Origin of the sequence: Nocardia nova NBRC 15556 (assembly GCF_001613005.1) — a bacterium.
In the GTDB taxonomy this organism is placed as follows: Bacteria; Actinomycetota; Actinomycetes; order Mycobacteriales; family Mycobacteriaceae; genus Nocardia; species Nocardia nova.
In genome coordinates, this window is sequence record NZ_BDBN01000101.1 from 23,282 (window position 1) to 31,079 (window position 7,798).

6 protein-coding genes and 1 pseudogene are annotated in these 7,798 nt (G+C 70.7%); 1 reads left to right on the plus strand and 6 read right to left on the minus strand.

Features of this window, described 5'->3' with window-relative positions; genetic code table 11:
* Positions 1-7: 7 nt before the first annotated feature.
* Genes recN through NN2_RS30675 form a run of 4 tightly spaced genes read right to left on the minus strand, consistent with a single transcriptional unit; the run spans position 8 to position 3,911 of the window.
* Positions 8-1,783: a DNA repair protein RecN gene (gene recN / locus NN2_RS30660; RefSeq protein ID WP_063018189.1), complete on the minus strand. Its 1,776-nt coding sequence runs from the start codon at positions 1,781-1,783 to the stop codon at positions 8-10.
* Complete coding sequence (locus NN2_RS30665) at positions 1,761-2,786, minus strand: NAD kinase (RefSeq protein ID WP_082857395.1); 1,026 nt, start codon at positions 2,784-2,786, stop codon at positions 1,761-1,763. Before NN2_RS30665 ends, recN begins: the two co-directional genes overlap by 23 nt.
* Positions 2,783-3,619, minus strand: a complete 837-nt coding sequence (locus tag NN2_RS30670) for a TlyA family RNA methyltransferase (protein ID WP_030518950.1) — start codon at positions 3,617-3,619, stop codon at positions 2,783-2,785. Before NN2_RS30670 ends, NN2_RS30665 begins: the two co-directional genes overlap by 4 nt.
* A gap of 1 nt (position 3,620) precedes the next feature.
* Positions 3,621-3,911, minus strand: a complete 291-nt coding sequence (locus tag NN2_RS30675) for a hypothetical protein (RefSeq protein ID WP_063018191.1) — start codon at positions 3,909-3,911, stop codon at positions 3,621-3,623.
* Positions 3,912-4,073: 162 nt separating this feature from the next.
* On the opposite strand from NN2_RS30675, the gene NN2_RS30680 reads away from it, so the two are divergent.
* A complete protein-coding gene (locus tag NN2_RS30680) occupies positions 4,074-4,781 on the plus strand; it encodes a YdcF family protein (RefSeq protein WP_082857397.1) in 708 nt (235 codons plus the stop codon).
* A 66-nt stretch (positions 4,782-4,847) separates the two neighbouring features.
* Here the strand turns inward: NN2_RS30680 and NN2_RS30685 are convergent, their stop codons facing one another.
* A complete protein-coding gene (locus NN2_RS30685) occupies positions 4,848-5,735 on the minus strand; it encodes an HAD-IIA family hydrolase (protein ID WP_063018193.1) in 888 nt (295 codons plus the stop codon).
* A gap of 3 nt (positions 5,736-5,738) precedes the next feature.
* A pseudogene (locus NN2_RS30690) lies at positions 5,739-6,758 on the minus strand (hypothetical protein); the annotation flags it as partial.
* Positions 6,759-7,798 lie beyond the last annotated feature (1,040 nt).

Genomic DNA, 7,798 nt, shown 5'->3' on the forward strand with positions numbered 1-7,798 from the left:
CAGCTCGTCAGCCCGCCGCCGAGGTGGTGTCGGCCTTCTCCGCCCGCGCGGTGGCCAGCAACTCCTCGGCGTGGGCGCGGCCGGTCTCGGTGTCGTCGAGACCGGCCAGCATGCGAGCTAGCTCGACGACCCGCTCGTCGGTGGTCAGCGCCCGCACCCCGCTGTTGACGCCCTTGCCGTCGTCGACCTTGTCCACCACGAGGTGGGTGTCGGCGAAGGCGGCCACCTGCGGCAGATGAGTCACCACGATGACCTGATGGGTGCGGGCCAGCCGCGCCAGCCGTCGCCCGATCTCCACCGCGGCGCGGCCGCCGACACCGGCGTCGACCTCGTCGAACACCATGGTCGAGCCGTATTCGGAGGCCGCGAGCACCACTTCCAGCGCCAGCATCACGCGCGAGAGCTCACCACCGGACGCACTGCGGCTCAACGGCAGCGACTGCGCGCCGGAGTGGGCGGACAGCCGGAATTCCACCTCGTCCACACCGGACGCGCCGGCATGCAGCTCCGCCCCCTCGACGGTGATGGGCGCACTGTCCTGCGCGGCCGCCGCCAGCGGCCGCACCTCCACCTCGAGTTTGGCGCGGCCCATCGCCAGTCCGCTCAATTCGGCGCTCACCGCGGTCGCGAGTTTGCGGGCGGCCTTGCGCCGGGCGGCGGTCAACTTCTTCGCCGTCTCCCGCACCTGCCCGGCCGCGGTCTCCACATCGGCGGCCAGCGCCGCCAGCGCCTCCTCCGACACGTCGAGGGAGGCCAGGCGGGTGCGCGCCTCGTCGGCCCAGGCGATCACCGCGTCGACATCGGGTGCGTATTTGCGGGTCAGCGATTTCAGTTCCGCCTGGCGGGTGAGCAGGCTGTCCAGCGCCGCGGGATCCGACGGCAGATCCGACAGATACGAACTCAACTCGGTGGTCACATCGACCACCACCGCGATGGCCTCCCCCAGCCGCGGCGCCAACGCGGTCAGCGCCGGATCGTCACTGGATTCCAGCCGGGCCCGCGCACCACCGAGCGCGTCCAGCGCACCGGCGCCCTCACCGTCGCCGGAACCCGCGAGGGCCGCATGGGCGGCGCCGGCCGCCTCTCGCAGCGAATCCAGATCGCCGAGCCGCAGCACCTCGGCGACGATGCGCTCGTCCTCACCGGGTTCCGGTGCGACCGAATCGATTTCGTTCAGCGAATGCTGCAGCCGATCGGCCTCGAGGGCGAGTTCACGGCTGCGCGCGGTGCGTTCCAGCAGCTCGGCGCGAGCCTGCAGCCAGGTGCGGCGGGCCAGCTGATATTTGCGCAGCAGCCCGGCCACCGCATCGCCGGCGAACCGGTCCAGGGCCTGCAGTTGCTGATCGGGACGCTGCAGTCGCAGCTGATCGTTCTGCCCGTGCACGGTCAGCAGCGGCGCCGTGAAATCCGACAGCACCGCGGCCGGCACACTGCGGCCACCGAGATGGGCGCGGGAACGCCCGTCGCTGCCGACGGTACGCACCGCGATGACACTGTCGTCGTCGTCGCGTTGCGCGCCGGAGGATTCCAGCACCTTCTCGACCTCGTCGCGGGCGCTGTCGTGCACGTCCTCGACGGTGAACCGGCCCTCGACCACGGCCCGCTGCGCGCCCTGACGCACCCGTCCGGCGTCCGCGCGGGCGCCACCGAGCAGATGCAGTCCGGTGACCACCATCGTCTTGCCGGCACCGGTCTCACCGGTCACACAGGTCAGTCCCTCGTGGAACTGCGCGGTGGCGGTGGATATGACGCCGAGGCCGTCAATCCTGATCTCTGTCAGCACGTGTGCTCTCCGTTCGGCGGTGTTCGCTATCGCCTGAGCCGGGTTGCTCGGTGGGGGTGCGGGCCGGCTCCGGCGCGCACGGCCGTTCCGGCCGCCGGCCCCGCCAGCCTGTCACGGGTAAGCGGAACTTGCGCACCATCCGGTCGGCGAAGGGGGCGGAATCCAACCGCACCCACCGCACCGGTTCGGCGCCGCGCACCGCTTCGAATCGCCCACCCCGCGGTAATGCCAGCGTACGCCGGCCGTCCAGGAAGACGATCGCATCATGGCCTGTCGCAACGGTTTCCACCGCGATCCGCGACTCCGGGCTGGTCACCAGCGGCCGTGCGAACAGTGCGTGCGCATTACTGGGAATCACCAGCAGCGCCTCGAGTTCGGGCCACACCACGGGACCACCCGCGGAGAAGGCATAGGCGGTGGAGCCGGTGGGTGTCGCGATCAGCACGCCGTCACAACCGAACTGCGACACCGGGCGGCCGTCGACTTCGAGGACGACCTCCAGCACGCCCATCCGGGCGGCATTCTCGATACTGGCCTCGTTGAGGGCCCATCCGCGTTCCACGACAACATCATCGACGCGGACACTGACATCTACGGTCATCCGCTGCTCGATGCGGTAATCGCCGCGCACCACCTGGGCCAGCGCGTCGTCCAGATGTTCGGCCTCGGCCTCGGTGAGAAAACCGATGCGTCCGAGGTTGATTCCCAGTACCGGAACCCGGGCCGGGTGTGCCATCTCCGCCCCGCGCAGGAAGGTGCCGTCGCCACCGAGCGCGAGCACCATCTCGCAGCCGACCGCGGCTTCGGGACCGTGCGGCACCACCCGCACCGGATAGCCGTCGGGTTCGCCGGTGTCGTCGAAATCCAGCTTGGTGCTGTAGGCCTCGTCCTCGAGGACGCGCAACCCGATTCCGGCGTCGGCGAAGATCTTCGCGACCCGATGCGCGGTCTCGAGCAGTTCGGAACGGCCCGGATGGGCGACGAGCAGGATCTCCCGCTTCACTGTGGCCCCTCCTCGACCGCACGCTGCACCAATTCGCTGATATCGGGCTCCGATTCGGTCTCGGCCGAATCCGTGTCCGGTGTGTCCTTGCGCAGCCACAGGAAATACTCGACGTTGCCCGACGGGCCGGGCAACGGGCTGGCGACCACACCGCGGGTACGCAGGCCCAACTCGGCGGCCGCGGCGGCCACCTCGGTCACCGCCTCGGCGCGCAGAGCCGGGTCACGCACCACACCGCCGGAGCCTACTCGCTGTTTACCGACCTCGAACTGCGGTTTCACCATGGGCAGCAGATCCGCGCCCGGTGTGCAGCAGGCGGCCAGCGCGGGCAGCACCAGCGCCAGCGAGATGAACGACAGATCCGCGACCACCAGCTCGACCGGACCGTCGATCGCCTCGGGCGTCAGCGCGCGCACATTGGTGCGGTCGAACACGCGGACCCGCTCGTCGTTGCGCAGCCGCCACACCAGCTGGCCGTAGCCGACATCGACGGCGACCACCTCGCGGGCGCCGCGGGCGAGCAGCACATCGGTGAACCCGCCGGTCGACGCACCGGCGTCCAGGCAGCGCTTCCCGGCCACGCTCACCCCGAGCGGTTCGAACGCCTCCAGCGCGCCCAGCACCTTGTGCGCACCACGCGAGGCCCACTGGACCTCGTCGGGTTCCTCACGCACCAGCAGCGGGGTATTCGGCTCGACCGCGGTCGCCGGTTTCGACGCGACCGCACCGTTGATCAGGACGCGGCCCGCGCCGATCAGTTCGACCGCGTGCTCTCGCGATCGCGCCAATCCGCGGCGAACCAGTTCGGCGTCCACTCGCGCGCGCCTGGCCACCTCAGATCTTGTCCACCGTCGCCAGGGCGCCGACCAGCACCTCGTGGGCCTGTTCGAGAATGCGCGCCCGCCGAGTGATATCGGTTCCCGCGCGGTCCACCCCGTCGGCTTCGTCGCTGCTCACGCGCCGCGCTCCGGACAATTCCGCCAGCAGCGCCGCTACCTCGGCCCGCACCTGCTCCGGATCGGCGAACTCCGCCGTCCCTCCCGCGAGATGCTGCCCGGGCAGCGGAACTCCCGGGCGAGGACCGGAGGAACCGGACGGATGCGGACGCGGAATGGGCGTAGTCATGGTGCCGACAACGCTACCGGAGTTCCACGACGGACAGGCAAGCGGCGGCACGGGTGAAACGGAGGTCACGGTGGCGTCCAGCGGCCGGGCGCCGGCCGCCCTGCGTCGACGGCTGCAGCCCCAGGACCGGTGGGGCGCGGCGAGTATTGGCACAATGGCGGCGTGGGAGGTAAGCGACGACAGGGATCTGTCCGGTTCGTCGCACTCGCGGCGGCATCGACGGCGGCCGCGGTGGTCGCCGCCGCCGAATACGCCCACTGGCGCGCATCTCGGCGATTGCTCGGACCGCGGCGGGAACCACGAACCGGCGGTGTGGACGCAGTGGTGGTGCTGGGCTACCCGGCCGCCGCCGACGGCCGGACGCGCGCGCTGCAGCGCTGGCGATGCCGCATCGGCGCCCGCTCGCTGCCGCGCGACCGCGACGGATTCCTGATCTTCACCGGCGGCGCCGTGCACGGCCCCTGGGTCGAAGCGACGGTGATGGCCGAATACACCCGCGCTCACCTCGGTGTTCCGCCCGAGCGAATCCGGACGGAGACATCGGCCGAAACCACGTGGCAGAACATCGAATTCACCATTCCCGCCATGGAACGAGCCGATCGCATCATGATCGCCTCCGACCCCATGCACGCCGCCCGCGCCCGCCGCTACCTGTGGGCGCAGCGGCCGGACCTCGCCGAACGCCTCGCCCCCGCCGCCGACTACCGGCCGCTGGAATGCTGGTGGCTCAAAATCCCCACTGCCGCACACGAATCGGCGGCGATCACCCGGCGCCGCGCCGGAGCTGCCGCCACTCCACTACTCCGGCGCCTGAACATCCTCCCCGAGACCGCTGCAGCGTTCACAGCTGCCGAGGATCGCCGCGATTGACCGACGATCCCGGCGCGGATCGGGCAGTCGTCGACTCGGCCGTGGTGAACGCGGTGAGCCGGACAGTTACCGAAGCAATTCGATTGCGCGACCGGGGTTTTCGTCCAACAGTCTGATCAAGTGGTCGACCGTGTCACCCTCGGGAGAATCGTGCCGGATCACCGGGTGATTCAGCGCGTCGAGAGTTCGGGAGATGTAGGTGGGCCGGTGGTCGGCGGGGCGGGCTCGCAGATCGTCGAGGGTGCTGACGCCGGTGAGGACCATCAACGACGGCAGGCCGACGCACCGGGCGCCGTCGATATCGGTGTCGAGACGGTCTCCCACCACGAGCACGTCGCGGGTCGCCGCGCGGACCAGCGCATCCTCGAGCAGCGGCGCATAGGGTTTACCGGCTACCACCGGCTCCTGGTCGGTCGCGGCTCGCAATGCGGCGACCATCGCGCCGTTGCCCGGCGCCAGGCCGCGCTCGTTCGGCAGGGTGGCATCCGCATTCGCGGCCACCCACAGGGCCCCGGCCCGCACGGCGTAGGCCGCCTCGGCGAGGTCCGGCCATCCGGTCTGCGGGGAATGCCCCTGCACGACCGCGGCGGGAGCCACGCCGTTGAAACGCCGAATCGGTTGCAGGCCGACCTGTTCGATTTCCGCCGCGAGGTCGTCGGTGCCGACGATCAGCACGGTGGATCCGGCGGCCAGCCGGGAGGCGAGCACATGCGCCGCCGCCTGCGCGCTGGTAACGACCTCGGATTCACTTGCGCCGAAACCCAATTCGCGCAGATGCGCGGCCACCACACCGGCCGACCGGCTGGCGTTGTTGGTGACGAACATCAGCTTCTGCGCGCCACCGCCTGCGTCGAGAGCGGCGGGTGCGCCGGTGATCACCTGCGCACCTCGATACAGCGTGCCGTCCAGATCCAGCAGGAGGGCCTCGAAGCTCTCCCGAAGCGATGCTGCCACTAGTTACTCCACGTCGTCGTCGACCTGTGCGTCCGCGAGTTCGTCGGCACGCTCCTCGGCGTCGGTATCACCGTCGACATCGGCCGCGGCCGCATTGAGGAACCACTGCAGTGCCTCGTCGGACCGGCCGGCGGCGAGCAGCGCCTCCGCATAGGCGTAGAACAACCGTGCCGAGGCGGAACCGGAGCGCGAGGGATCCAGTTCCGGCGTCTGCAGGGTGACCACGGCCTGATCGTATTGGCCCAAATCCATTCGCGCACCGGCGACGACGATCCGCAGCTCGGTCGCCTCGTCGCCCGACAGTGCCCGCGCCTCGTCGCTGCGGCCGAGTTCGATCGCGCGTTCGGGCCGTCCCAGCCCGCGTTCGCAATCGGCCATGACCGCCAGCAGACCCGAGCCGCCGGACATCCGGCGCGCGGTACGCAACTCGGAGAGGGCCTCGGCCCATTCACCCGCGTGATAGGCGGTGACACCGGCGGTTTCGCGGACCACCGCGATGCGTCCGGCGCGGCGCCGTGCCGCGCGCGCATGTTCGAGTGCCTGCTCCGGGTCCTCGTCGAGAAGCCGGGCGGCCATCACCAGGTGCCGGGCGACCGCCTCGGCGTTGTTCTTGTCGAGGCTCAGCAGATCGCGGCGCACCGCGCCGTCCAGATCGCTCGCCTGCACATCGTCCGGCAACGCGGGCTCATCGGGCCGCCCCGCCCGGCTCTCACCGCCGACGCGCGCCCCTTCACCACCCCGTCGCCGCGGCTCCCGGTCCTCGAAGTTCGCGCCGGCCTCCGCCGATTCTCCGGTGTGCGCGGTGGTGTCGGCCTCGTTCGCCGATCCGAATCGACGCTCGGCATCCGCGCCACCGCGCCGGAACCCGCCGCGCCGATCACCCTCGCCCCGGCCGTAACCACCCGGACGATCCTCACGGCCGCTCGGACCTCCCGGTCGCCGGCCACCCTCGTCACGCCGGAATCCGCCTCGGCGATCATCCGAGCCGCGCCCGTAGCCGCCGGACCGCCGATCGCCCTCGTCACGCCGGAACCCACCCGAGCGGCGATCGTCACCACCGCGACCGTATCCCCCGGAGCGGCGATCGTCGCCGCCGCGCTCGAAACCACCGGAACGCCGGTCGTCGCCACCACGGTTGTAACCGCCGGAACGACGGTCGTCCCCGCCACGGCTGTAACCACCGGGACGACGGTCATCGCCACCACGGCTGTAACCACCGGAACGGCGGTCGTCCCCACCACGGTTGTAACCACCCGAGCGGCGATCGTCCTCGCCGCGGCCGTATCCACCCGAGCGGCGATCGTCGCCACCACGGTTGTAACCACCCGAGCGCCGGTCGTCTCCACCGCGGTTGTAACCACTGGAACGGCGGTCGTCTCCACCGCGGTTGTAACCACCGGAACGGCGATCGTCGTTGTCGCGCCGGAAGCCACCGGAGCGGCGGTCGTCTCCGCCACGTTCATGGCCGCCCGAGCGGCGATCGTCTCCACCACGCCCGTGACCACCGGAGCGACGGTCGTCGTCGCCGCGCCCATACCCGCCGGAACGACGATCATCGTTGTCGCGCCGGAAGCCACCGGAGCGGCGGTCGTCTCCACCGCGGCCGTAACCGCCGGTGCCGCGCTCGGATCCACGGCGGTCGTCGCCGCGCCCGCTACCGCCGCGCCGATCGTCGTCACGGTCGCCGTATCCGCCCGAGCGGCTGGTGTCGTCGCCGCGCCGGAAACCTCCGGAGCGACGTTCCCCTTCTCCGCGGTCATGGGCAGGTGTGCCGGAGCCGGCCGAGTCCGGACCGGTACTGCCACGGCGGAAGGGTCTCCTACCGTCGTCATGCTCCGACACAGCGTTACCTTTCTCTGATCCGGCACGAGCAGCCGGTGATGACATGCAGACCGCGCCGTCCGCCGGCACCCGTCTGCAACCACCATAAATTCAATCACGCGACACGAACGCTTCCCCACTTGCCCGGCCCGCGCGCGCATCGCGAGTGGCCGGGGGCGACGAGTCGCGGATCCGGACGAAAATCCGGTGCAGCGGCGGCGCCGAACAAAAAGGGGCGTATA